Origin of the sequence: Clostridium sp. JS66 (genome assembly GCF_033561535.1) — a bacterium.
Taxonomy (GTDB): Bacteria; Bacillota; Clostridia; order Clostridiales; family Clostridiaceae; genus Clostridium_AM; species Clostridium_AM carboxidivorans.
The window spans coordinates 5,005,315-5,031,855 of record NZ_CP131467.1; the positions used below are offsets into that span (position 1 = coordinate 5,005,315).

Sequence of the window (26,541 nt, forward strand, 5' to 3'; positions counted from 1 at the left end):
ATTACCTTAATATGTTTATTTAGTCAACGTATTAGCTTTATTGTTTAAGGAAACAAAAAAACCCTTCATATTTAAGAAGGGTAAATCACATTTTAAAGTAATTTTATTAAAAACATTGCTAAAGCTGCAATTGAAGCACTGGCTGGTATAGTAATCACCCAAGCAGTTACAATATCTTTGGCTATAACCCATTTTACTGCTGAAAATCTTTTAGATGCACCAACTCCCATTATAGAGCCAGTAATTATATGAGTTGTACTTACTGGTGCATTTAACAAAGTTGCAGTAAGCATTACTGTTGATGCACTCATTTCAGCTGTAAATCCATTAATAGGTGCAAGTTTGGTCATACCTGTGCCCATGGTTTTAATAATCTTTTTTCCTCCGAGACTTGTGCCTAACGCCATAGCTAAAGCACAGCAAATCTTTACCCAATTTGGTATTTCAAACTGTGTTATAAAATTACCACTTATAAGTGCCATCGTAATAATTCCCATAGATTTTTGAGAATCATTACATCCATGATTAAAAGCTATAAACGCTCCTGAACATATTTGAGCCTTGGAAAAAATTTTGCTAACAGATGAAGGTCTTGCTTCCATAATTCTTAAAGCAGTATTCATAATAGTCATAACTACAAATCCTATAACAAATCCTATCATAGGCGATAAAAAAATCCATATTATAACTTTCCAAAATAAATTTGACCAATTAACTATACTGAAAGACCATTGAAAAACCATTGCAGATCCAATTAATCCTCCTATAAGGGCATGTGAAGAACTACTTGGAATTCCAAAATACCATGTTATTATATTCCATACTATTGCACCAATCAAAGCAGCTACAATTACAGTTTGTGATATATGATTGGGATCTACGATACCACTACCTATAGTTTTAGCAACTCCTTCCCAAACAAAAGCTCCAATAAAGTTTAATGTGGCTGACATTATAACTGCCTGCTTTAACGTTAAAACCCTAGTAGATACAGAACATGCTATAGCATTGGCGCTATCATGGAAGCCATTAATAAAATCAAAAATTAAAGCAGTAACAATTATGACCGATATTAAAATCAAAGTTCCACTAAGCATTTTTCATTACTACTCCTTCAATTACATTAGCTATGTCTTCACAAGCATCTAAAGTATCCTCTAAATACTGATAAATTTCTCTCCATTTAATAACTTCAATAACTTCAATATTTGATCTGAAGAGATCACCAATAGCTCTTCTTGAAACTCTGTCTCCTTCTTCTTCAATTCTATTAATTTCTATAATTTTTTTATTTAGATATTTACTGGTTTTCATATTTTTCAATTCTTCCATGAGAGTAATAATTTCTTTACAACTTGCTGCAATCATATCACCTAATATAATTGCTTCCTTTGTGGTATTACTTACATTTAGCATAACAAATCTGCTTGCAGCAGACTCTATAAGATCTATAATATCGTCCATATCCTTTGCTATTATGTAAATATCCTCTCTGTCAAAGGGTGTTATAAATGTTTTATTAAGTTGTTCAAGTATTTGATGTTGTTTTCTATCTCCTTCGTGTTCCACCTCTTTAAGTTTTTTTAAATTTTCCTCTGAATTGTCAAGATCCTTTAGAAACTCTACCAACATATTTGATGCTTTATAAGCTATATTAGCAGTTTCTACGAAAAATTCGAAAAATTTGTCTTCTTTTGGAGTCAAACTAAACAATCTTTATCCCTCCTGAATCTAAAAGTATAAATTTTCGACCTTATAAAGTATACCATAGATTTTACAAAAATAAAACAGAAAATTAACATATATTTTACTCAATAACTCTTTTATACAGTGTTTGTATAAACTTATTTCAAATATTTTTTCTACATTATATTACATCATTATACTTTTTTCTTCTTTATGTTTCTAGTTTGTATTTACTAATTATAAGGAAATATTTAAACAAGCACAAATCACACTTTAACAAAAAAATAAATTGCACAAAAATGGATGCCAGCATATCAATCCATATGCTGGTATCCTAATATTATAGAAATCATAATGCATGTAATCATTTTCAAAAGTTCATTTTTCTATAAAATTCAAAATGTTTTATTCATTTAAATCTTTTAATTCTCCTGTAACTAAATATATAGTCCATTCACATATATTAGTCACATGATCGCCAACTCTTTCTAAATATTTACACACAAATAAAAGTTGGGTTATTTGATTTATATTTTGATTATTGTTTGCCATTATAGTTAGCATTTCAGTAAAAACATTTTTATACAAGTTATCTATTTCATCATCCATTTTACACACTTCATAGGCCTTATCCACATCTGCAGCTACATAAGCATCTAACCCACTTCTTATCATCTTTTTAACTATCTCCGACATTTTAGGAATATCTATAAGTTCCTTAACATACTGTTCATTTTTAAGTCTTTTTGTTATTTTTGCTATGTCTACTGCATAATCTGCCATTCTTTCAAGATCTGTTACTAACTTAGTAGTTGTAAAAATAGTTCTTAAATCTATAGCCAAGGGTTGTTCTTTAGCTATTAATCTTATGCATTTATTTTCTATTTCCTTTTGAAGATCATCTACCAAATCATCGTTCTTTATTATGTTATCTGCTAATTCAACATCTTTATTAACTAATGATTCTATACACTGATGTATCTGTTTTTCAACTATGCTTCCCATTCTTAATAAATCATTATGAAGTTCTTTTAAAGCAATATCAAATCCGGTCCTAGTCATTCATACTCACCTCTATTTAAATTAAGTTTACATTATTGTATTATATGCTTTTATCTACAAACAGTTTTAACCAAATCTTCCTGTTATATAATCCTCTGTTCTTTTATCCTGAGGTTTATAAAAAATACTTTCAGTTTTTCCATTTTCAACTATCTCTCCATTAAGAAAAAATGCTGTATAATCTGATATTCTTCCTGCCTGCTGCATATTATGCGTAACTATAATTATAGTATACTTTTTCTTTAACTCATCCATAAGTTCTTCTATTTTTAATGTAGATATTGGATCTAATGCAGAAGTTGGTTCATCCATCAGTAATACCTCTGGCTCTACTGCTAACGTTCTTGCAATGCATAATCTCTGCTGCTGACCCCCAGAAAGTCCTAGTGCACTTTTATTTAATCTATCTTTTACTTCATCCCAAAGTACAGCACCTTTTAAACTACTTTCAACCAATTCATCTAACTTACTTTTATCTTTTACTCCATGTATCTTGGGTCCATATACTATATTGTCATATATAGACATTGGAAAAGGATTAGCCTTTTGAAAAACCATTCCTATTCTTTTTCTAAGATCTATTACATCATAATCCTTATATATATTCTTACCTTCAAATAGTACTTCTCCTTCTATTTTTACAGAGTCTATTAAATCGTTCATTCTATTTAAAGTTCTTAAAAAGGTAGACTTACCGCAACCTGATGGACCTATTAATGCTGTAACTGCATTCTTTTCTACATCCAAGTTTATTTTTTTCAAGGCTTGAGTATTTCCATAGTATAAATCAAGTGCCTTAGTTTGTATTATACCCATTTAGCTTCCTCCTTATTTTTTACCAGCATAAGATTCATATATTTTTTTTCCTAATATTCTAGCAGTTAAATTAAATAACAAAACCATTATTATAAGTACCGCTGATGCTTTATTTGCTATAGCTGTTGCATCTGGTACCATTCCTTCAGAATTGAGCTTCCAAATGTATACTGCTAATGTTTCTGCAGGTCTCATTACACTGAAAGGAGATGATTTTCCAACTAAACTAAAGCTATCAAATGGGAGTACTGGTGCACTCATACCTGCAGTATACAAAAGCGCTGCTGCTTCACCAAATATTCTTCCTGATGCCAATATTATTCCTGTTAAAATTTGAGGAATGGCAGAAGGCAATATAACATTTTTTATAGTTTGCCATTTAGTTGCTCCAAGTCCAAGACTTGCTTCCTTCACAGATTTACCAGCGGCTATTATAGCACTTTCACTAACTCTTGTTAAAGATGGCAGATTTAGCACTGCTATAGCTAATGCTCCTGATAAAAGTGTAAACCCCCAATTCGTCATACCAACAAATACTAAAAGACCAAAAAGACCTACTACTATAGAAGGCAATGAAGCCATAGTTTCAATACATAACCTTATTATATTTAATAAAAATCCTTCTCTCGCATATTCTGCTAAATATATACCTGCACCTACTCCAAAAGGCACAGTTATTACTAAAGATACTACTAGCATGTAGAAGGAATTAAATAGCTGAGGACCTATTCCACCTCCAGCTTCACCTACTTTAGGTTTTCCAAACAAGAAAGAAGGATTTAATGAATTTCCGCCCTTATATAATATATATCCTATCAAGGCCATTAGAAGTAATATTACAAATCCAGATACAACATATAAAATTCCTGTCCATATTTTATCTTTTAACTTAGCATCCATTTATTTAAGTTCACTCCTTTTTCCAATGGCTCTTATTAGCAAAATAAATAAAAATGATATAACTAAAAGCAATAAAGCAAGCGACCACAACGCATCATTCCATGCTGTTCCTGATATTGTATTTCCCATATCCATAGTTAAAATACTAGTCAATGTAGCTGTTGGGCTTACTAAATTTTTAGGAAATTTAATGGAATTACCTATAACCATTTGAACAGCTAAAGCTTCTCCAAAAGCTCTTGCAAGTCCTAATACTATTGAAGTTAATATACCACTTTTGGCTGCTGGTAATATAACTTTGCTTATAGTTTGCCATCTGGTTGCACCTAATCCATAGGATGCCTCTAAATAGCTCTTAGGTACAACTCTAACAGCATCTGCTGATAAACTAGCTATAGTTGGCAATATCATAATACTTAATACTATAATACCTGCTATTAAGCTAAATCCAATACCTCCAAAGCCTTTTTTAATAAGAGGTAGTAAAACACTAAATCCTATCCAGCCATAAACGACTGAAGGTATTCCTACGAACAATTCCAATGCAGGTTGAACTAATTTATTTCCAATCCTTGGTGAAATAAAGTTCATAAAAATTGCTAGTGCAATACTTATTGGTGCACTCAAAATAACTGCACCTATGGATACTAAAGTAGAACCTACAATAAATATAAGTGCTCCCAATTTAGGTTTTTCACTATCTGGATTCCAATTTGCAGTAAATAAAAAGTCTTTTAATGAATATCCATGCTTTATAAAAGTATTTAATCCCTTTACAGTTACAAATCCTATTATACTTAAAGTTAAAATTATTATTAACATTCCACAAAATATGGCAAAACTTCTTCCTAAATATTCAGTTTTTAACTTTTTCCAAAAGGTTCTTTTCTTTATACTATTCTCCATACTCTCTACCTCAATATTAATTTAATGGCTGACTGATTAACAGCCAGCCCCATAAAAAACTTTATTTATTTTTAATTTCGCTCATTGGAATATATCCTAATTTTTTAACTAAATCACTATTTTCGCTGCTCAACATGTAATCAATAAATGCTTTTGATAAATCCTTAGCTTCTCCCTTTGTATACATATGCTCATATGACCAGAAAAGATATTTTCCAGCAGTTATATTTTCTTCAGTTGCATCTACTCCATCTATTTTTAATGGTTTTACACTTTCTTTAACTTTATCACTTAAATATGACAGCGCTAAATAACTTATAGAACCTTTTGTAGACTGTATTCCTTTTTCAACGTTTCCGTTTGAATCTTGTGTAGTTCCTAGTCCGTCCTTTTCATCTTTTCCACCCATTACTGTATCTTTAAATGTTGCTCTTGTACCAGAAGATTTTGCTCTATTAATTACATTTATAGGTAGGTTGTCTCCTCCAACTTGGTTCCAGTTAGTAATTTCACCAGTAAATATTTTTTGTATCTGATCTTTTGTTAAAGAATCAACTTTAACTTCTTTATTTACAACTACTGCAAAACCAATAGCACAAACTTTATGATCAACTAATTCTTTTGCCTTTTGTGCATCTAGCTTGGCCGCTTCTGCTGTTATATCAGAGTTTCCTATATCAGCAGTGCCTTCAGATACTAATTTTATTCCAGTACCACTACCTCCACCTTGAACATTAATAGTAGCTTTAGAATTTTTTTCAGTAAATTTCTTTCCTGCTTGATCAGCCAATGGTTGAAGCGCTGTAGATCCTGCCAATGTTATTGAACCTGAAACTTCCTTTTTAGTATCTCCTGAAGATGATTGTTCTTTTGATCCACATCCTGCAAATACACCAGTTACCATGGTAACTGCTAATGCAGCTATTATAATTTTTAAACTCTTTTTCTTCATTAATACGAACCTCCTAAAACTTTCAACGTTTATTAATTTTAAATTATTCCCTATGAATACTATGATAACTTTACAAAGTTAACCCATTATTATACATAGGTTAATTAAAATTAACATTGGAAATTTATTTATTTTCACCATTTTTATTGAAAATATAATAAAAGAACCTTTGCATACTCTATATACAAAGGTTCTTTTCACAATATTCAACAAAATCATTTAATTTTACTTACTTAACAAACTCTTAACATTGCTAACATAAACGTTAAAATTGTTTATTCTAAGCATAAACAATTGGTATAGTAATATGCTAAAAATCATACAATAGGTATTTCCAAAATAAATTTGCTTCCTTTTCCTATCTCACTTTCCACTCTAATATTTCCATTAAGAGCCATAACTATATGTTTTACAATAGCAAGGCCTAATCCTGTTCCACCTTGAGCTCTTGATCTTGCTTTATCAACCCTATAAAATCTTTCAAAGATTCTATCTATATGTTCTTTTGATATACCAACACCTTTATCTTCAACCCATATTATGCAATTATTATTTTCAAGCTTAGTGCCTATTTTTACAATTCCATTGTTATCAGAATATTTTATTGCATTATCCACTAGATTTATAAGCATTTGTTTAAATCTATCATTATCTCCTTTTAAATTAGGAACCTTATCTCCCATTGTAAGAACCTTAATATTCTTCTTTTCAGCCGAATTTTTAACTAAACAACATACATCTTTTATAATAAAGTTTACATCTATTTCTTCTTCCTTATTCTCTATACTACTTTCAATATGCGAAAGTGTCAGGGTATCATTAATTAATCTTGTTAATCTATCAGCTTCATCATTTATAATATTTAAAAACTTTTCTTTGTTTTCAAAATCATCTACATATCTCAAAGTTTCTGCAAATCCCTTTATTGAAGTTAATGGTGTTTTAAGCTCATGAGAAACATTGGCTACAAATTGAGTCCTCATATTTTCCAATCTTTTTATATCAGTTATATCTTGTACTACAGCAACTGTACCAATTTTTTCTCTAACATTAATTATATCAGCAGTCCTTATTCTTAAATTTCTTTCCTTAGGCCACAATATCTTTATTTCTACATAGTCTTCATCAGTATTTTTAAATACATCTTCAAACTCAAAATCTCTTATATTGTCCATAAGATTTTCACCTATAATGTCTTTATTTATACCAAATATTTTTTTTGCATAAGGATTTATCATAATAATTTTGTAGTTTACATCTACAGCTATAACTCCACTGTCCATGCTCTTTAATATTGCTTCCAATTTATTTTGCTTATCTAAAACATCATTCAGGGTATTATTAAGTTTATCTGCCATATTATTAAAAGTTATGGCTAATTGACCTATTTCATCTTTAGAACTAGCCTTTACTCTTTTATCCAATTTTCCTGAAGCAATACTTGAAGTAGTAAATTCTAATTCTTTAATGGGTTTAACTATGGTATGAGAAAGCTTTGATGCAAATATTATAGAAACCATAATTGAAAACATCATAGCAATTATATAATATTTCAGATAGCTCATTTCTATTCCTTTAATAATTTGCATGGCTATAGCGCTTCTTACCACATAACCATTATCAACAGCTGTAGCAAAATACAAAGTCTTCTTCCCCAAAGTAGCACTATATCGTGTACTATACCCCGTACCATATTTTCTTGCGTCCTTAACTTCTTTTCTCTCATTATGATTATCCATTGTTTCGGCATCTGCTATAGTATCGCTTAATACTTTTCCTTTTTTATCTATTAATGTTTCTCTAATAACATCATTTTTAAAATTATTCTTGAAAGAAAAATTTTTATTATTAAATCCTTCTGTCTTTAACACATTTACTACAATTTGATTATTTATTCTCAAATTTTCTTTTGTGTTTTGCATATATTGATAATTTTCAATAATTACAAATAAGGTAGTAACTATAGAAAATGTAAGAAGCAATGTAATGAGCATTGTTATCATTAATTTTTTTTTCATTTTAATCACCAACTACTCTTCTGAATTGAACCTGTATCCTATTCCACGAATAGTTTCTATATATTTTGGATTTTTATCATCCTCCTCTATTTTTTGTCTTAAGTGTCTTATATGAACATCCACAGTTCTTGTTTCACCTATATATTCATATCCCCACACTTTATCCAATAAAAAATCTCTCGTCATGACTCTTCCTCTATTTTTTATTAAGAGTTCCAATACTTCAAATTCCTTTAAAGTAAGGTCTAATTTAACACCATCTTTTAAAATTTCATGTTTTTCAAAATTTATGTTAATTTTTCCAAAACCAAAGTTTTTATCTATAGATTTAGCTGTAGTTCTTCTAAGAATTGCTTTTACCCTAGCTAATAATTCTCTTATAGAAAAAGGCTTAGTAATGTAATCATCTGCTCCTAACTCTAAACCTAATACTTTATCAAATTCTTCTCCCTTAGCAGTTATCATTATTATAGGAGTTGAGGATATGGAATTATCTTTTCTAATTTCCTTACATACATCATATCCATCCATTCCAGGCAACATAATATCTAATAATATAAGATTTGGAGTATCCCTTTTAGCTTTCTTTATTGCATCTAAACCATTATCCGCACAAATAGTCTTATATCCACTATTCTCCAAATTGAATTTTATCAATTCTGTTATGTGTTCTTCATCGTCTACAATAAGTATTTTTTCTTCTGACACTAATTTTCCCTCCCACTCCATTAAAAACTATTTTAAATAAATAAATGAAAATAATCTTCCTTGATTTTTATCTCTTCTATAAGAATGAGTTTTATATTCTGTACTGCAGAAGGTACATATATCTAAATCTTTTATATTACTCTTATTTATATTCTTTAAATTTAGCTGATGTAGTATGCATTTTTTCAAACTTAAATACCTTCCACTGCATATGTTCACATCTTTGTATATTTCTAAACCCTTAAATTTATCTATAAGATCAAATCCTACTTCATAACAACATTCATGTATATGTGGTCCTATATAAGCTATTAAATCCTCACATTTAGTTTCATATTGTTGTTCCATTTTTTCAATTGTTTTTAGCAATATACAATCAAAAGTTCCTTTCCACCCACTATGCACTGCTGCTATTACCTTTTTATTTTTATCATATAAAAGAACTGGAACACAATCTGCAGTAAATACACCTATTGCTGTATTTTTTTTGTCTGTAATTAAAGCATCCCCTTCTTCTGTTTCATTTTTGTACTCAATAATTTTATCACTATGTATTTGATTTAAAAATCCAATTTCATTTACTCCAAACCATTTTTTTATATTTTGCAAACTTTTTTTTCCATTAGACGAATTTTTATTAAAATCTAACCCACCTTCTGCAGTAGAAAAAATCATATCTGCTCCTTCTAAAGACACTTTTATAAATTTATAATTCTCAATTCTTAATTCTTCCATTTTACTCCTCCATTAACTAACTGTTAATTATATTTTAACATTGTTTGTTTTGTAGACACAGAAAAATTTAGTTGTTTTAACCTAAATTTAACACAGCATGCTTTTAATAAAAATAAATTAAGTTTAATAATAAATAAGTGGTATACTAATTCAGCATACCACTTACTTATCACTAATTAAATTTTTAATTTCTTCCATAAAGGTATTTATATCTTTAAATTGCCTATATACAGATGCAAATCTAACATAGGAAACTTCATCTATATTTTTAAGGCTTTCCATTATCATTTCTCCAATATATTCGGAATGTACTTCTGTCAGCATTTGATTGTTTATTGTCTTTTCAACTTCGTAAGCTATGCTTTCTATCTGTTGTCTAGACACAGGTCTTTTTTGACAAGCTTTTATTAAACCATTTATTATTTTAGTTCTATCAAAATATTCTCTATTCATATTTTTCTTTATTACTAGTATAGGTACATTTTCAACTTTTTCATATGTAGTATATCTTTTACTGCACTTCAAACATTCTCTTCTTCTTCTAATAGACATATTGTCCTCTGTAGATCTAGAATCTACAACTTTACTTTCCGCATAGCCGCAGTAAGGGCATTTCACATCTATTCACGTCCTTTTAAAATCAATTTTTACCTTAGCTTTAAAAATACTCAATATATATATTATACACTTTTTTTAATAAATTTCTACTATTAATCTTTTATACCAAAATCATTAGTTTCTACCAAAACCACATCTATGCCTATCTTTTTAATATTTTCCCATGGAATTTCTATATCATCACTTTTACCAAACCAAGACATTTTTCCAGAAGGCAAAATAATTGATATAACTTTACATTCATCACAATCTACTTTTAAATCTTTTATAAAACCTAATTTTGCTCCAGTATTTATCTCTATAATTTCCATGGATCTTAAATTACTTATAGAGTATAATCCTTTTTCATCTTCCACTTTTATCACCTCATTTTATCTCTTTTTATTAATATATGAGTTATATTAATTATTAATTACCACAACAAAAAATGCTGAAAATATTAAATAATCTTATATTTTCAGCATTCTATACAACTTATCTATAAACAATATAATTACTAATGTTTAAACATATTTTCTCATATGTCTTAAAGCAGTTTTTTCAAGCCTAGATACCTGTGCTTGAGATATACCTATTTCATCTGCCACTTCCATTTGAGTTCTTCCATCAAAGAATCTTAAATTAAGTATGAGTTTTTCTCTGTCATTTAATTTTTTCATAGCTTCCTTTATGGCTATATTTTCAAGCCAGCTATCATCCATATTTTTGTTATCACTTATTTGATCCATTACATAAATTGCATCGCCTCCATCATGATAAATTGGCTCAAATAGTGATACTGGATCTTGTATAGCATCTAAAGCAAATACCACTTCCTCTCTAGGAACCTTTAATTCTTTTGCTATTTGTGATACTGTAGGTTCTTTATTATTTTCACTTATAAGTTTATCCCTAACCTGCAATGCTCTATAAGCAATATCCCTAAGTGATCTACTTACTCTTATAGAATTGTTATCTCTTAAATATCTTCTTATTTCACCAATAATCATTGGTACAGCATATGTAGAGAATTTTACATTTTGGCTCAAGTCAAAATTATCAATTGATTTGATTAGCCCTATACATCCTACTTGAAATAAATCGTCTACATTTTCTCCCCTGTTATTGAATCTTTGAATCACACTTAGTACTAATCTTAAATTGCTTTTTATAAATTTTTCCCTACAGCTTACATCTCCATTTCTCATACTTATTAATAATTCTTTCATCTCTTTTTCTTTTAAAACTGGTAGTTTTGCTGTGTTTACACCACAAATTTCAACTTTATTAATTATCATAAAGTTATCAGCCCCTTCAGAATATATCGCATTTTAATTGTTTCCTAAGGAGCGAAATTTTATACTAAAGACAACCTTACAACATTTTATTTATTTCTTTTTTTAGCCTCTTTATTATTCTTTTTTCCAATCTTGAAATATAAGATTGTGATATACCAAGCATATCAGCTACTTCCTTTTGAGTTTTCTCGCCTTGTCCATTTAGACCAAATCTTAAATTAACTATTTCCTTTTCCCTATCATTAAGTTTTTTCATGGCTACCATAAGTAATTGTTTGTCTACTTCATCCTCTATCAAATTGTAAACCACATCATTATCTGTACCTAATATATCAGATAAGAGTAATTCATTTCCATCCCAATCTATGTTTAAAGGCTCATAAAAGGATATTTCAGCTTTTACTTTACTATTTCTTCTTAAATACATGAGTATTTCGTTTTCAATACATCTTGAAGCATATGTAGCCAATTTTATTTTTTTACTTGGATCAAAAGTATTAACAGCCTTAATAAGTCCTATAGTTCCTACTGAAACTAAATCTTCTACATTTACCCCTGTATTTTCAAATTTTCTTGCTATATAAACCACAAGTCTTAAATTACGTTCTATTAAAGTTGATCTAACCTTCTCTTCTCCTCCATCAAGCTTAGATACCAAATCATCTTCTTCTTTTTTACTAAGTGGAGGAGGTAACACATCACTTCCACCTATATAATAAATTTTCCCAGCCAAAAACTTTATTTTAATTAAAATTCTATTCAGCAATATTTTTAGTTTTATCATAACTCATCCTCCAAATAATTAATATGGTTGTCCTCCATCTATGATAGCTATGTATTACTTGATACCATTACATAACTCCTCTAGATAAAAGCGCATGGTATTCATTAAAATCACTTAATTTTTCTTCACAAAAAGCTACTATAACTTCTCTTACTAATTCTTCCTTTGAACCATGTATTTTTATATATTCAGGTCTAAATCCTTGCAAATTACCATTTGCACCATTAACAACCCTATAAGGAATATAAAATTTATCATAAGTATTTAAATCCATATCTTGAAAAACTGACTTTTCTACTATTATTACAGGCAAATTTGTAGCAGGTTCTCTTAATTCATTACCTGTATCTAAAAAAGCTTCTACAGTCTTTTTTGAATTTTTCATCACAATGTCTATATCATATATTAAACATCTTAAATCTTTTCTATCCTTTATATAAATTATTGTTCTATGAATAAGCATATATATTATCATAATTGAAATCATAAGTTTCTTATAAGAAAAGTTTGTAATTGCAAAACAACTAATATAGTTACTACAATTGCTATATTCTATAAAAATGCATGCTCCTGCAAGTACCATAGAATATAAGATAAATATTCCTAAAGCTTTTATAAAAAATATAAATTTTATTCTTCTAAAGATTATTAATATCATAATTGCAGCTATTAAAATTTTAAATGGAAAATGCGAAAAAATATTTAGTTTAGGATAAAGTAAAGTTATTACATATATACTTCCTACAGCTGATGAGAAAATCATATTTATTAGTTTTGCTCTTACTCTCAATGATTGAGCCGTTATATACAAAAGAAATAAATTTACTATTAAGTTTTCCAAGATCAGTACGTCTAAATATACAATCAAATACTGCCTCACCTCCATCCATTTATTACCATTTTCATATTCTTATTATATACCTATTTTTTCTAAAATTTTGTCACTTCTTAATAAAAAGTAATATTTTTATTTTCCATATTATTTCAATAAATTCAGTTTTATGAAAATGATTTTCAACTTAATTTCTCAAAAAATAAAATAAAAAACCATGTATAGCCATTACTCGTTATACATGGTTTTTTATTGCATCATACTATTACCTTTTTTGTCTTCTTAAAAAAGCTGGAATTTCAAGATTACTTTCGTCATAATTTTTATATTCTACTTTAGATGTAGCAGCTTCATCTTTGCCATCAAAATCATTTACATTATTATTATGTTTAGGCTGTTCTATGTTAGCTTTTGAACTAACTTCTGGTTTGCCTTTTATATCTTCCGATTCAAAACCTGTAGCAATTACAGTAATTCTTATTTCATCCTTTATGTTTTCATCTATTACTGCACCAAATATAATATTTGCATCTGGATCTGCTGCTTCTTGAACTATTTCTGCTGCTTCATTTATTTCTAAAAGTCCTAGATCTGGTCCACCTGTTATATTTAATAAAACTCCTGTAGCTCCTACTATTGAAGTTTCAAGTAATGGACTTGATATAGCCTGTTTTGCAGCTTCTTGAGCTCTATTATCTCCAGTTCCTTTACCTACTCCCATATGAGCAAGTCCTTTATCTATCATAATAGTTCTAACATCTGCAAAATCTAGATTAACAAGTCCAGGTATAGTAATAAGATCTGATATACCTTGAACACCTTGTCTTAAAACATCATCTGCAAATTTAAAGGATTCCATTAAAGTGGTCTTTTTATCTACAATACTCAATAATCTTTCATTTGGTATAGTAACTAGTGTATCCACTCTTTCCTTTAAATCTTTTATTCCTAATTCTGCATGAAGCATTCTCTTTCTACCTTCAAATGGAAAAGGCTTAGTAACTACACCTACTGTAAGTATTCCCATAGATTTAGCTATTTCAGCAATAACAGGTGCTGCTCCAGTACCTGTTCCTCCTCCCATACCTGCTGTTATAAAAACCATATCAGCTCCTTTTATGGCTTGGGATATTTCATCTTTGCTCTCTTCAGCAGCCTTTTGACCAATTTCAGGATTAGCACCTGCTCCTAATCCTTTAGTAAGTTTATCTCCTATTTGTATTTTTTGTGATGCTTGTGATAACATTAAAGCCTGTTTATCTGTGTTTATAGCTATAAATTCAACATTTTTAAGGCCTTCTCTTATCATTCTGTTGACAGCATTGTTTCCTCCGCCACCGCAGCCTATTACCTTTATTTGAGCAAATTGTTGAACATCAACATCAAAGTCTAGCACAATACTACCTCCTTATTAGAAAAAATCCGTAAAAAATTCTTTTATTTTTAACATAATTCCATTTTTGTTTTCATTTCTAATTTCTTTTTTATCTTTACTTTTAGTATACTCTTTATATTTCTTTTCTGGTTGCTTTTCAATATCAGCCGAAAGTTTATTACCCTTCACAGCATAAGAAACATCATTAACTATACCAACTGTACATGCATATAAAGGACTAGATGCACCAACAGTGCCTGGAGTTCCTATTCTAACTGGTTTCTTAATTATATTCTTGCTAAAATCCTCAATACCCTTAATTAGTCCTAAACCTCCACCAACTATAACTATACCTGATACTTTTTCATAATACTCACTACTTTTTAGTTTTTCATCTATTATATACAGTAATTCTTCTACTCTAGCTTCAACTATTTGCTTTAGCATATAATTATCTACTTTAATTTTATTATTGTAATCAGCATTAACTTCTATTTTTATGTTATAATTGGCGTTATCTTCACCTAAGCTAACATGCTTTTTCTTTAGATTTTCAGCTTCAGAAAAAGGTATTTTTAAGCATACAGAAATATCATTGGTTATAATACTTCCTCCTAAGGCTGCTGTTTGAATACTGGCTAAATTTCCTCCTTCGTAAACATAAATATTTGTACATTCAGCCCCCACATCTATCACTGCTACACCTCTTTGAATTTCATCATCTTTAAGTACAGCTTGTGATATAGCTAAAGGTTGAAATACTACTCCCAAAACTTTCACTTCAGCCTTAATTACACTTTTAAAAAGATTATTAACAACAGTGGTCTGAGCTAAAATTATCTGTGCATCTACTTCTAATCTTAACCCACTCATACCTATAGGATCTTTTATCTTATCATAACCATCAATTATATACTGCTCAGGTATAACTCCTATAATTTCTTTATCGGATGGAATTGTAACAATTTTAGATGCTTTTAAAACTCTTTTTACATCGCCTTCTCTTATTTCTCTATCTTCTGAAGATACAGCTACTACACCTTTATTCCAAAGTAATTCACTTATGCCACCTGGTAAAGAGATATACGCTTCTTTAATTTTTATATCTACCATTCTTTCCAAAGCTGCAATACACTCCTTTACAGCTTCAGAAGTATTATCTATATCAACGACAATTCCTTTTTTTACTCCATTACATTTTGCCGATGCAACTCCCATAATTTGTACTTTGCCGTACCTATCAACTTTTCCTGCAGCAGCACGAACTTTTGATGACCCAATGTCTATTCCAACTATATATTCATCCATTAAGTGCTTTTCCCCCCTTAGAGAACCATCCAAAATTATATATTCAACAAAAATTCTATTTTTCCTCTTATTATTTTATCATATTTTAATAAAATCTCAAATATAGTTAAATAATATAGTTTTTAAATGTAAGCATTGCAAAAATAAGGAAAGGATTTGAACCTTTCCCATTTTTTAGTTAGCTTTATCTAAATCATTTATTTTTACACTTCTAGTATGCGCAGTATGACTCCATTCCTTTTTATTCCTATCTATAATTCCTTGAACCGAAATAGGAAACCAAGTAATAGCATATATTGGATACAATATGTAATACCAAAATATTTTTTTATTCAATTTTTTTTCTAATACTAAAATAAATGGAGTATATATAAATTGAAATATTGCTAATAATGCTATTGTAATATGAAGTAAGTCAAAGTTAACAGAATATATAAATGTATTAAAGTTGTTTATTAAGTTAAGTCCTTTCATACAATATTGAATTATACCTGTTACTGCAGAAATACCTATTAAAATAGCTACTATAGGCTGTATGCTATATAATGCACAATCTAATGCTGTAAAACTAAAATTGGTTATAGATTTCTTTAACAATTTGAAAAAATATCTACTAGCAACATCTGCAAATCCTTGCATCCATCTTTTTCGCTGCCACCAAGATTGAGAAAGTGTTAAGGGTTTTTCATCATATATTATTGCATCATGAGCCCATCCTACTTTGTAACCTGATAACACAATTTTACATGTAAATTCTAAATCCTCTGTAAGACAAGTTGCTCCCCATCCTAACTTTTTTAATATTTCTGCATCCACACAAAAACCTGTTCCACCTAATTGTGTAGATAATCCCAAGTTACTTCTTGCATTTTGAAACATCCTATTATTTGACCAAAAAGATATAGAGTAACTTCCTGTAATCCACGTATCTTCTGGATTTTTGCTATCTAAATATCCTTGGACAACTTTAAATCCTTCACATAATTTTTTATTCATTTCTTTCAAAAAATTTTTATGAGCCAAATTATCAGCATCAAATATGGCAATAGCATCATATTTTTTATCTAGCTTAAATATTTTATCAAACATCCATTCTAGAGCATACCCTTTTCCTCTCTTTTCCTTATTTGTTCTTTCATACACAATAGCATTTTTTTCTCTTGCCTTCTCGGCAGTTTTATCTGTACAATTATCAGCAATAACAAAAATGTCGTAAAGTTCTTTAGGATAATCAAGCTTTTTTAAGCTTTCTACAATGTCACCTATGACAATTTCTTCATTGTGTGCTGCTACAATTAAAGCAAAAATTTTTTTTGGTTCTACGGCTCTTTCGTTCTTTTTCCTCAATATACCAAAAAATGATATACATAAATAATATATCGTTATAACATATACTATACAGGTAAAAACACTAGAGGTGCCATGAATTATATCTTTAAAAATGCTCACCACTTATCCCCCCTAATTCAAAGTTATTTTAGCATAAATAAAAATTAATTACTATATAATTTGTAATAAATAAGTAAAAAATATTTTACACTCATTTGGAAAAATGCTTAACCATGAGATATACATAGGAAAAATGTACATAAATCATTTTATTAATGAATATTAAAATTTTTTTCAATTTTAAATTATTTTAATGGTATATACACGATTTGTTATTAATTTTTCCATGTGTTATTATATAATTATAACAAATTAAATTTGCTGTTATAGTACAGCCATTGAAAAGGGGGTAGAGCCTTATGAGGCGCTACGAACTGATCTTTTATATTGATTTGCGAAGGCTTCATAAAAAAGATGAATCCTTTGGATAAATTCTCTTTAAAATTTTAAATAAAAATTTTAAAATTTGAGGAGGTTTATTTATGGATGCTATGCTTGAAAAAATGTATACTGTAGATACTATGAATATATGTGATAGTGAGAAGGAAAGTACTGATCAAATTAAAGATGATCTTTCTGTATATTTAGATTCTGATTCCAATAAAACTTGTTTAAAAATGTTTGACTACTTTATATTCTAATAAATAAAAATAGGACTTAGGTCCTATTTTTATTTTTAATTACAATGATATTATTCTGCTTAGTATATCCCTATCCATAGCATAGCTCAAAGCACATTCATATGATATCATTCCTCTTTTGTATAACTCAGCTAAAGACATATCCATAGTTTTCATACCATATTTAGCTCCTGTTTGTATAGAAGATTCTATTTGATGAGTTTTTCCTTCTCTTATCATATTTTGAATAGCTGCAGTTGCTATCATTATTTCTAAACTTGCTATTCTTCCATTACCATCAACTTTAGGCAACAGTTGTTGTGATATAATCCCTTTAAGGACTGCTGCTAATTGTGTTTTTACTTGCTGCTGTTGATATGGAGGAAATACATCAACTATTCTATCAATAGTTTTCGATGCACCTATTGTATGTAACGTAGAAAATACCAAGTGCCCTGTTTCAGCAGCTGTAAGTGCTATAGAAATAGTTTCCAAATCCCTCATTTCTCCCACAAGAATAACATCTGGATCTTCTCTTAAAACCGCTTTTAAAGCATTATGATAACTCAAGCTATCTTTTCCTATTTCCCTTTGGTTTATTATAGATTTATTATGTTTATGTAAATATTCAATTGGATCTTCAAGAGTAATAATATGTGCTGCCCTAGTACAATTTATTTCATTTATCATTGCCGCTAATGTAGTACTTTTCCCTGATCCAGTAGGACCTGTAACTAATACAAGACCTCTTTTGTTATTTGTAATTTCTTTTATTACAGATGGAAAATTCAAATCACCTATTGAAGGTATCTTTAGTCCTACAACCCTTATAGCTAGTGAACAACTTCCTCTTTGCTTAAACAAATTAATTCTAAATCTTCCTAATCCCGATACAGAAAAAGAAGTATCCAATTCACCTTTTTTAATATATTCTTCGTAGTCTTCATTCAAAATTTCTTTACTATAACTTTCCGTATCTGCTGGTTGAAGTTTTTCACTATTAACAGTTGATAATTCTCCATTTATTCTTATTATTGGTGGAACTCCTACAGTTAAATGTAAATCAGATGCATTATTTTTAATGGTTATTTCCAATAATTCCTTTAGTGATATCACTTTAAGTTCTCCTTTCGTCAATCCTTACTATAATTATAATTTTGCAAATTCAATATGTTATCTAGTTTAATTTTTTGTAAAATGTATTATAAAGAAGTTAGTAACCTATTAGTTAAATCTTACTTGCCTTAAAGTTAATATTCTACAAATTTTATTAAATTCCTTTTACAAAAGACAAATTTATAAAAAACTAAAAATTAATGACTAAGAATAATTAAAATCTTAATCATTAATTTTTAATCTTCACTTTTTCCCATAATTTAATTCTTTGTACAATTTTTTTAATGCTCTCTTTTCTATTCTTGATACATAAGATCTAGATATACCAAGAATTTTAGCTATTTCTCTTTGAGTTTTTGGTTTTCCTTCTAAAAGTCCATAACGCATTTCTACCACACTTTTTTCTCTTTCTGCTAAGCAAGTATTCATTTTATCATATAGTTTTTTTACCTGTATTTTACTCTCCACAATCTCAATTATAGAATCTTCATCACTACTAAGTACATCTAAAAGGGAAATTTCATTTCCTTCTTTATCTATTCCAATAGGATCTTGAAGATATATTTCGCCTTTAGTTTTTTTATTATTTCTTATAAGCATAAGTATTTCATTTTCTATACACTTAGCAGCATAAGTAGCAAGTCTAGTTCCCTTTGAAGCATCAAAGGAATCTATAGCTTTTATTAATCCTACAGTACCAATGGATATCAAGTCATCTACTTCTTTTCCTGGATATGAATATTTTTTTACAATATGAGCTACTAATCTTAAATTTCTTTCAACTAAAATATTCTTGGCTAGTAAATCCCCCTCCTTAAACTTTTTTAAATAATATTCTTCTTCTTTATCGTTTAAAGGTTGTGGAAAGGAACTGTTATTTGTAATATAGGCAGTGAGAAATACCATGCTGCCTGCAAGATCTAATAAGCAGTTGGTTAAAAACACGGGATGCTCCTCCTAATAGTGCTTATTAATATACTATGAGCTAATATTAAAAAAAGTGCCTGTACAAACAAATTTTACTTCATGATATAAAAATAATACTTCGCATTATACTCATATCATGAAAGTTAAATGACTATTTACTTATTAGTTTACTAACAACATCCTTAAAAACTGGTGCAGCTGTAATACCGCCGCTTTCTTTATCTTTATCTATATCTTTTACAAATACAACCATAGAATAATATTTTCCTTTAAATTTGAAAAATCCTACAAACCATCCATCTGAATGTTCTTCTGACTTTGCTAATGATTTAGACATTTCTACTCTTTGCGTGGTTCCTGTTTTACCACCCATCTCCACATTATCTACGGCTGCTGCTTTTCCAGTCCCCTGCTTTATTACCTCTATCATTTGGTTCTTCAGTATATTAGCTGTAGATTTTTCTATGACAGGGTGGCCATTAGAATTTAATTTTTCTATTTCATTATTGTTATCATCAACATAAGCATCTAAAATTTTAGGTTTTACATAAACACCTTCATTAATAACTGTGTTAACTATATTTATAGCTTCTATAGGAGTTATTCTAATACCCTGCCCAATTGAGGCTGCACCTAAACTACCATCACCATACTTAGGATCTTTAACTTCAAAATTCCCTTCCTTTTCACAGTCTAAACCTAGTGATTTTTCCAATAAACCTTGAGACTTAGCATTATCATAAAAATTATTAAATCCTACTTTATTTCCTATTTGAAAGAATATATCATTACAGGATTCTATTAACGCTTGCGCTGGATTCAAAGTACCGTGTGGTGGTTCTTCCGATTCGTATAGTCCTTTACATGTAAACTTATCATTTAGACTTAATGTTTTCCTATCCAAGCCAGCTTCTTCTACTATTACTTTAAATATGGATCCTGGAAAAAATCCATGGTTAGTTGCTGCTCCTAAATTTATATTAGGTAGATTATCATTTTTTTGAACCATAGCTTTTATGTTCCCTGTATTTGCCTCCATTAGTACTACTCCTATTTGACTAAAATTCTTATACTTGTCATTATTTAAAGTCTCTTTAATTTTATCCTCTATATTTTTATCCACAGTAAGTCTTACATTCATATTTTTTTCAGGCAATTCTGTCTTTTCATTTGTTACATTTCCATTTACATCTCTATCTATTATAACTTGAGGTTTTTTATTATTCTTAGTTTTACCAGCAATCTGCATTTCTAATGAATTCGATGACTTTAGTTGATTACTATCTGTTTTTTTAGTACTAGTTAATAAGTTCTCTATTTTCCAGGTACCATCTCTATTTATTGAAGAATACGTGTAAGTATAAAATCCCTTTACTCCTTTCACATTTTTCAATTTATTATATGTATTTTCATCTATTTCATAGTACAACTTTTGGCTGCTGCTTAAATTGGTTATCTTAGATAAGTCATATTCATTATTATAATTTCTTAATATATATATTAAAGTCAAAATTTTATCCGAATCAGTATCCTGATTATTTTTAATAAATATATCTGGACATATAACTACATAATACTTCTTTTTATAATCAAGTAATTGTTTTCCATTTGAATCAAAAAGCATGTAGTTTGCATCTGTAATATCTTCTTTATAAGAATACTGTGAGTTAGCCATAACACTTAGTTTATTTGAGCTAAAATACTGAAAATAAACTATTCTAATATAAATGCCTATAATAAATATTATAAACATGCAAAAAATTACATATTGTCTCTTTTTTATCGTATTCCTATTTAATTTTATCATCATAAAAAAACACCTCATCTCAAACTAAAATTTTGTCCAAAATGAGGTTTTTTATTCAATAATTTACTCTTCTCTTTGTAAAAATTGTTTTATATTAGCCACTATAATGTCTATAGCAACTTTGTTATGTCCACCTTCTGGTATTATAATATCAGCATATCTTTTAGTAGGTTCTATAAATTGCATATGCATTGGCCTTACTACATTTAAGTATTGATTTATAACAGAATCTACAGTTCTACCTCTTTCATTTATATCCCTTAGTATTCTTCTTATTATTCTCACATCTGCATCTGTATCTACATACAATTTTATGTCTAAAAGATTTCTTATTTCTTCATCCTCAAGTACAAGTATACCTTCTACTATCACAATTTCTCTAGGCTCAATCCTTATAGTTTCCTTTTTTCTGTTATGTGACTCAAAATCATAAACAGGTTTATCTATAGCTTGTTTTTTTAAAAGTGTCTCCAAATGTTCTATTAAAAGTTGTGTATCAAAAGCATTAGGATGATCATAATTAGTTTTTACTCTTTCTTCCATAGAAAGATGGCTTTGATCTTTATAATAGGAATCCTGCTCTATCATAGCTATACAATCTTCACCAAACTTATTATATATTTCTTTAGCAATTGTGCTTTTTCCCGAACCAGTTCCGCCAGTAATACCTATTAAAATTGGACGTTTCATTCGTATCCCCCTCTCAAGTTTATTACACTAATCTCTTTTCTTTATAAGCATATCATCTTTCTTTAGTTCCACTGATGTGGTAACTGTAAATATCATTTGAGCTGAAGGTGCTACTTCTATTTTTTGACCTTTACTATTTTTCATATCATTTAAGCATATTTCAAAACTGTCACCCTCTGATCTAAAAATCTCTACTGTATCTCCTTCAAATACTCTATTCCTTTGTTCTACAGTAGCAACACCTGTGGATTTATCATAATCTCTAACTATTCCAACAATATCATATTCTCTTATGTAATTAGAAGATTCCTGTGCCTGTTTATTAGCATCTCCAAAATAAAAGCCTGTATAATATACTCTGTGGCTCGCCTTTGTAAGATCATCCATCCACTTTTTCTGGAATTTATATTCTTTAGGATTTTCAAAATATGCATCTATCGCCTGTCTGTAAGCCTTAACTATGCTAGCAACATAATAAGGACTTTTCATTCTGCCTTCAATTTTAAAAGAATTTATACCTGCCTGAGCGAGCTCTGGTATATATTCTATCATGCACAAGTCTTTTGAATTTAATATGTATGTTCCTCTTTCATCTTCAAGTATAGGAAAATATTCATTAGGTCTCTTTTCTTCCATTAAATAATACTTGTATCTGCATGGTTGAGCACATTGTCCTCTATTAGAATCTCTTCCTGTCATATAATTTGAAATAACACATCTACCAGAATAGGACATACACATAGATCCGTGCACAAAAGCCTCTATCTCACAATCTTCTGGAAGTTTATTTCTTATTTCCTTAATCTCAGTTAAAGATAACTCCCTAGCTAAAACAATTCTCTTTACTCCTTGTTTATGCCAAAACTGCGCAGATTTCCAGTTAACATTGTTTGCTTGTGTACTTAAATGAAGTTCTAGATCCGGCACCGTTTCTCTAGCAGTCATAATAATTCCTGGATCTGATACAAGTATGGCATCTACCTTTAGTTCATATAACTTTTTTAAATATTCTTCCAATCCAATTAAATCCTCATTATGTGGAAAAACATTTATAGTAACAAATACTCTTTTTCCTCTTTCATGAGCATATTCTAATGCTTCTTTTAATTCCTCATCTGTAAAATTATCTGCGAAAGCTCTTAAATTAAGTTTACTACCGCCAAGATAAACCGCATCTGCTCCAAAATTTATAGCCGTCTTTAACTTTTCTAAATTTCCTGCAGGTGCTAATAATTCAGGCTTTTTCAAATCAATCCCTCCTTGTTGTAACTGCAATTCCATCTCCCATAGGTATAACTGAAGTTATAAAGCTTTTGTTATCAGATACAAGTTTTAAATATTCTCTCATTCTTTTAACTATGGTTATTTTTCTTCTTTCCACTAAATCATCAGAAGCAACCATTCCTCTAAATAATGCATTATCTGCTATTATTATGCCATCCTTGTTCAATAATCTCATGCATTCAGGAAGAAAGTGATTATAATGACCTTTCCCTGCATCCATAAATATTAAATCATATTTATCATTTAATTGCTTTAATACTTCCAGACAGTCACCCTGGATTATTTTAATTTTATCTGCAAATCCATACTTTTCAATATTTCTTTGGGCTGCTGCTATCATTTTTTCATCTCTTTCAATAGTTGTTATTTCACTATTGCCTTTAGAACTTATATTCATAAGGATAGATGAATATCCTATAGCAGTACCAAGTTCTAATATTTTTAAAGGCTTTTTGATATTTATCATAAGCTCCAAAAATCTAGCAACCTCTTTATGTACTATAGGAACATTATTTTCATGAGCATAATCCTCTAATTCTTTTAAAGGTTCATTATGCTCTTCTATAAGAGATCTTATATATTGTTCCATATAATCATATGTGATACCCTTCATTATTTCCTCCAAAATATTTAATCAAAATCAATTATTTTTCTCAATATATGCATATAAAATTTTCCAGAAGCATATCTTTTAAAAAGATGATACTTCTGGCTTTATTCATGCACTACTTATTTTTTAATTACATATATGATTTAATAAAACATTTTTTTCATTATGCTTTAATTTATTTTTTTCTCGAAGCTCTCTTTCTAGTATCAGAATCTAATATTTTCTTTCTCATTCTGATATTTTTAGGTGTAATTTCTACAAGTTCATCAGAACCTATAAATTCAAGACTTTGCTCTAAGCTCATTTGAGTTACTGGTACTAATTTTAAAGAATCATCTGCACCTGATGATCTAGTATTAGACAAATGTTTCTTCTTACATACATTAACTTCTATATCCTCTGCTCTTGAACATTGTCCTGCTATCATTCCAGCATATACATCTGTAGCTGGTTCTATAAATAATGTTCCTCTTTCTTGTGCATTAAACAATCCATAACCAATAGATGTACCTGTTTCAAATACAACTAGTGATCCTCTAGTTCTTTCAGGAATTTCTCCTCTATATGGTTCATATCCACTTAATACGTGGTTCATTATACCATTACCTTTTGTATCAGTCATAAATTCATTTCTAAATCCTATAAGTCCCCTTGCAGGAATCTTAAATTCAAGTCTTGTATATCCATTAATAGCAGATGTCATGTTTACCATCTCACCTTTTCTAGGTCCTAGCTTTTCCATAACAACTCCCATGAATTCTTCTGGTACATCTATTGTAAGGTATTCAATAGGTTCACACTTTTTACCATTTTCTTCTTTAAATATAACTGATGGCTTAGAAACTTGGAATTCATATCCTTCTCTTCTCATAGTTTCAATTAACACTGAAAGATGAAGTTCTCCTCTTCCACTTACTTTGAAACAATCTGCACTTTCTGTTTCTTCTACTCTTAAAGATACATTAGTTTCTAATTCTTTCATAAGTCTGTCTCTTAAGTGTCTTGATGTAACAAAGTCTCCATCTCTTCCTGCAAATGGTGAGTCATTAACCATAAAGTTCATGCTTAATGTAGGTTCATCTATCTCAACAAAAGGAAGAGCTTCTGGATTAGCACTATCTGCTATAGTTTCTCCTATATTTATATCTGGAATACCAGCAACTGCTACTATATCTCCAAGTTTAGCTTCATCTGTTTCTTCTCTTTTAAGTCCATTGTACACATAAAGACTAGAAATTTTCACATTATCTATTTGTCCATCTGTTCTCACTAAAGCTACTTGCTGATTCTTTTTTATACTTCCCCTTTGTATTTTTCCTATACCAATTTTACCTACATATTCATTATAGTCTATAGTTGTAACTAACATTTGAAGCGGCATGTCCAGATGACCTTGTGGTGCTGGAACATTTTTCACTATAACATCAAACATTGGGTCCATATTATCTGACTCATCTTCTAATTCTTTTTTTGCAAAGCCAGCTCTAGCTGAACAATAAACTACTGGAAAATCTAGTTGTTCATCACTTGCACCAAGCTCTACAAATAAATCAAATACTTCATCTAAAACTTCTGCTGGTCTTCCATCTGGTCTATCTATTTTATTTATAACTACTATAGGTCTTAGATCAAGCTCCAAAGCCTTTTTCAATACAAACTTAGTTTGAGGCATTGGTCCTTCATAAGCATCTACTACAAGTAAAACACTATCTACCATTTTAAGTACACGTTCAACTTCTCCTCCAAAATCAGCATGACCAGGAGTATCTACTATATTTATTTTTATTCCATCGTGCATAACTGCTGTATTTTTCGAAAGTATAGTGATACCTCTTTCTTTTTCAAGATCATTTGAATCCATTACTCTTTCTTGAACTTTTTCATTTTCTCTAAACACATGGCTTTGCTTAAGAAGTGCATCTACTAGTGTAGTCTTACCATGGTCAACGTGTGCGATTATTGCCACATTCCTTATATCGTTTCTTGTAAATAATTCCATTATTATTCCTCCAATTTTTTGTTTAAATCACTAAATGTAACCTTATATCCTAATAAGCACTCAAAAAAATTGGATACTTATAAAGTACCCAATTATGCTTACCCTATCTATTTTAGTATCAT

Annotated in this window: 26 protein-coding genes; 1 reads left to right on the forward strand and 25 read right to left on the reverse strand. The window is 29.3% G+C overall.

Annotated elements, in window-relative coordinates:
• Window positions 1-92: 92 nt before the first annotated feature.
• The 18 genes from Q6H37_RS23085 to Q6H37_RS23170 all read right to left on the reverse strand — a co-directional run bounded on the left by Q6H37_RS23085 (window position 93) and on the right by Q6H37_RS23170 (window position 17,426).
• Complete coding sequence (locus Q6H37_RS23085) at window positions 93-1,097, reverse strand: inorganic phosphate transporter (RefSeq protein ID WP_318736903.1); 1,005 nt, start codon at window positions 1,095-1,097, stop codon at window positions 93-95.
• A complete protein-coding gene (locus Q6H37_RS23090) occupies window positions 1,090-1,713 on the reverse strand; it encodes a DUF47 domain-containing protein (RefSeq protein WP_318736906.1) in 624 nt (207 codons plus the stop codon). The genes Q6H37_RS23085 and Q6H37_RS23090 overlap by 8 nt, the downstream gene beginning before the upstream one ends.
• Window positions 1,714-2,091: 378 nt before the next feature.
• Window positions 2,092-2,748 carry a phosphate signaling complex protein PhoU gene (phoU, locus tag Q6H37_RS23095; RefSeq protein ID WP_007064510.1) on the reverse strand — a complete coding sequence of 219 codons (657 nt, stop codon included), beginning with the start codon at window positions 2,746-2,748 and terminating at the stop codon, window positions 2,092-2,094.
• Window positions 2,749-2,814: 66 nt separating this feature from the next.
• Entirely contained in the window at window positions 2,815-3,564 is a 750-nt protein-coding gene (gene pstB, locus Q6H37_RS23100; protein WP_318736908.1) for a phosphate ABC transporter ATP-binding protein PstB, read from the reverse strand.
• A 12-nt stretch (window positions 3,565-3,576) separates the two neighbouring features.
• Window positions 3,577-4,464: a phosphate ABC transporter permease PstA gene (gene pstA / locus Q6H37_RS23105; RefSeq protein WP_318736910.1), complete on the reverse strand. Its 888-nt coding sequence runs from the start codon at window positions 4,462-4,464 to the stop codon at window positions 3,577-3,579.
• The gene (gene pstC, locus Q6H37_RS23110; RefSeq protein WP_318736912.1) at window positions 4,465-5,370 is read right to left on the reverse strand and encodes a phosphate ABC transporter permease subunit PstC; all 906 of its coding nucleotides are present in this window, start codon (window positions 5,368-5,370) and stop codon (window positions 4,465-4,467) included.
• 61 nt (window positions 5,371-5,431) lie between these two features.
• A complete protein-coding gene (locus tag Q6H37_RS23115) occupies window positions 5,432-6,322 on the reverse strand; it encodes a phosphate ABC transporter substrate-binding protein (RefSeq protein WP_318736913.1) in 891 nt (296 codons plus the stop codon).
• A 317-nt stretch (window positions 6,323-6,639) separates the two neighbouring features.
• Window positions 6,640-8,340: an ATP-binding protein gene (locus Q6H37_RS23120; RefSeq protein ID WP_318736915.1), complete on the reverse strand. Its 1,701-nt coding sequence runs from the start codon at window positions 8,338-8,340 to the stop codon at window positions 6,640-6,642.
• 12 nt (window positions 8,341-8,352) lie between these two features.
• Entirely contained in the window at window positions 8,353-9,048 is a 696-nt protein-coding gene (locus Q6H37_RS23125) for a response regulator transcription factor (RefSeq protein WP_007061492.1), read from the reverse strand.
• Between the two features lie 27 nt (window positions 9,049-9,075).
• Window positions 9,076-9,783, reverse strand: a complete 708-nt coding sequence (gene pgeF, locus Q6H37_RS23130; protein ID WP_318736917.1) for a peptidoglycan editing factor PgeF — start codon at window positions 9,781-9,783, stop codon at window positions 9,076-9,078.
• 162 nt (window positions 9,784-9,945) lie between these two features.
• Window positions 9,946-10,401: a transcriptional regulator NrdR gene (nrdR, locus tag Q6H37_RS23135; RefSeq protein WP_318736919.1), complete on the reverse strand. Its 456-nt coding sequence runs from the start codon at window positions 10,399-10,401 to the stop codon at window positions 9,946-9,948.
• A 92-nt stretch (window positions 10,402-10,493) separates the two neighbouring features.
• Entirely contained in the window at window positions 10,494-10,757 is a 264-nt protein-coding gene (locus Q6H37_RS23140; protein WP_318736920.1) for a YlmC/YmxH family sporulation protein, read from the reverse strand.
• 147 nt (window positions 10,758-10,904) lie between these two features.
• Window positions 10,905-11,678: an RNA polymerase sporulation sigma factor SigG gene (sigG, locus tag Q6H37_RS23145; RefSeq protein WP_029161429.1), complete on the reverse strand. Its 774-nt coding sequence runs from the start codon at window positions 11,676-11,678 to the stop codon at window positions 10,905-10,907.
• 76 nt (window positions 11,679-11,754) lie between these two features.
• Window positions 11,755-12,462: an RNA polymerase sporulation sigma factor SigE gene (gene sigE, locus Q6H37_RS23150; protein ID WP_007061497.1), complete on the reverse strand. Its 708-nt coding sequence runs from the start codon at window positions 12,460-12,462 to the stop codon at window positions 11,755-11,757.
• 67 nt (window positions 12,463-12,529) lie between these two features.
• Window positions 12,530-13,330 (reverse strand): sigma-E processing peptidase SpoIIGA, encoded by an 801-nt coding sequence (spoIIGA, locus tag Q6H37_RS23155; RefSeq protein WP_318736921.1) that lies wholly within the window; start codon window positions 13,328-13,330, stop codon window positions 12,530-12,532.
• 229 nt (window positions 13,331-13,559) lie between these two features.
• Entirely contained in the window at window positions 13,560-14,690 is a 1,131-nt protein-coding gene (gene ftsZ / locus Q6H37_RS23160) for a cell division protein FtsZ (RefSeq protein ID WP_318736923.1), read from the reverse strand.
• Between the two features lie 15 nt (window positions 14,691-14,705).
• A complete protein-coding gene (gene ftsA, locus Q6H37_RS23165) occupies window positions 14,706-15,977 on the reverse strand; it encodes a cell division protein FtsA (protein WP_318736924.1) in 1,272 nt (423 codons plus the stop codon).
• Window positions 15,978-16,151: 174 nt separating this feature from the next.
• A complete protein-coding gene (locus tag Q6H37_RS23170; protein ID WP_318736926.1) occupies window positions 16,152-17,426 on the reverse strand; it encodes a glycosyltransferase family 2 protein in 1,275 nt (424 codons plus the stop codon).
• Between the two features lie 422 nt (window positions 17,427-17,848).
• Between Q6H37_RS23170 and Q6H37_RS23175 the strand changes: the two genes are divergently transcribed.
• A complete protein-coding gene (locus tag Q6H37_RS23175) occupies window positions 17,849-18,007 on the forward strand; it encodes a hypothetical protein (RefSeq protein ID WP_318736928.1) in 159 nt (52 codons plus the stop codon).
• 39 nt (window positions 18,008-18,046) lie between these two features.
• Here the strand turns inward: Q6H37_RS23175 and Q6H37_RS23180 are convergent, their stop codons facing one another.
• From Q6H37_RS23180 to typA, 7 genes are all read right to left on the reverse strand, one after another.
• Entirely contained in the window at window positions 18,047-19,102 is a 1,056-nt protein-coding gene (locus Q6H37_RS23180; RefSeq protein ID WP_318736930.1) for a type IV pilus twitching motility protein PilT, read from the reverse strand.
• A gap of 243 nt (window positions 19,103-19,345) precedes the next feature.
• Window positions 19,346-20,047, reverse strand: coding sequence for an RNA polymerase sporulation sigma factor SigK (sigK, locus tag Q6H37_RS23185; RefSeq protein ID WP_007063576.1), 702 nt, complete (start codon window positions 20,045-20,047; stop codon window positions 19,346-19,348).
• Window positions 20,048-20,180: 133 nt separating this feature from the next.
• Complete coding sequence (locus Q6H37_RS23190; RefSeq protein ID WP_318736932.1) at window positions 20,181-21,839, reverse strand: penicillin-binding transpeptidase domain-containing protein; 1,659 nt, start codon at window positions 21,837-21,839, stop codon at window positions 20,181-20,183.
• A gap of 60 nt (window positions 21,840-21,899) precedes the next feature.
• Complete coding sequence (gene udk / locus Q6H37_RS23195; RefSeq protein ID WP_007063578.1) at window positions 21,900-22,526, reverse strand: uridine kinase; 627 nt, start codon at window positions 22,524-22,526, stop codon at window positions 21,900-21,902.
• Between the two features lie 27 nt (window positions 22,527-22,553).
• Window positions 22,554-23,774 carry a U32 family peptidase gene (locus Q6H37_RS23200; RefSeq protein WP_318736933.1) on the reverse strand — a complete coding sequence of 407 codons (1,221 nt, stop codon included), beginning with the start codon at window positions 23,772-23,774 and terminating at the stop codon, window positions 22,554-22,556.
• Window position 23,775: 1 nt separating this feature from the next.
• Window positions 23,776-24,423 carry an O-methyltransferase gene (locus Q6H37_RS23205; RefSeq protein WP_007063580.1) on the reverse strand — a complete coding sequence of 216 codons (648 nt, stop codon included), beginning with the start codon at window positions 24,421-24,423 and terminating at the stop codon, window positions 23,776-23,778.
• Between the two features lie 172 nt (window positions 24,424-24,595).
• Window positions 24,596-26,419 (reverse strand): translational GTPase TypA, encoded by a 1,824-nt coding sequence (typA, locus tag Q6H37_RS23210; RefSeq protein WP_318736936.1) that lies wholly within the window; start codon window positions 26,417-26,419, stop codon window positions 24,596-24,598.
• Between the last annotated feature and the right edge of the window lie 122 nt (window positions 26,420-26,541).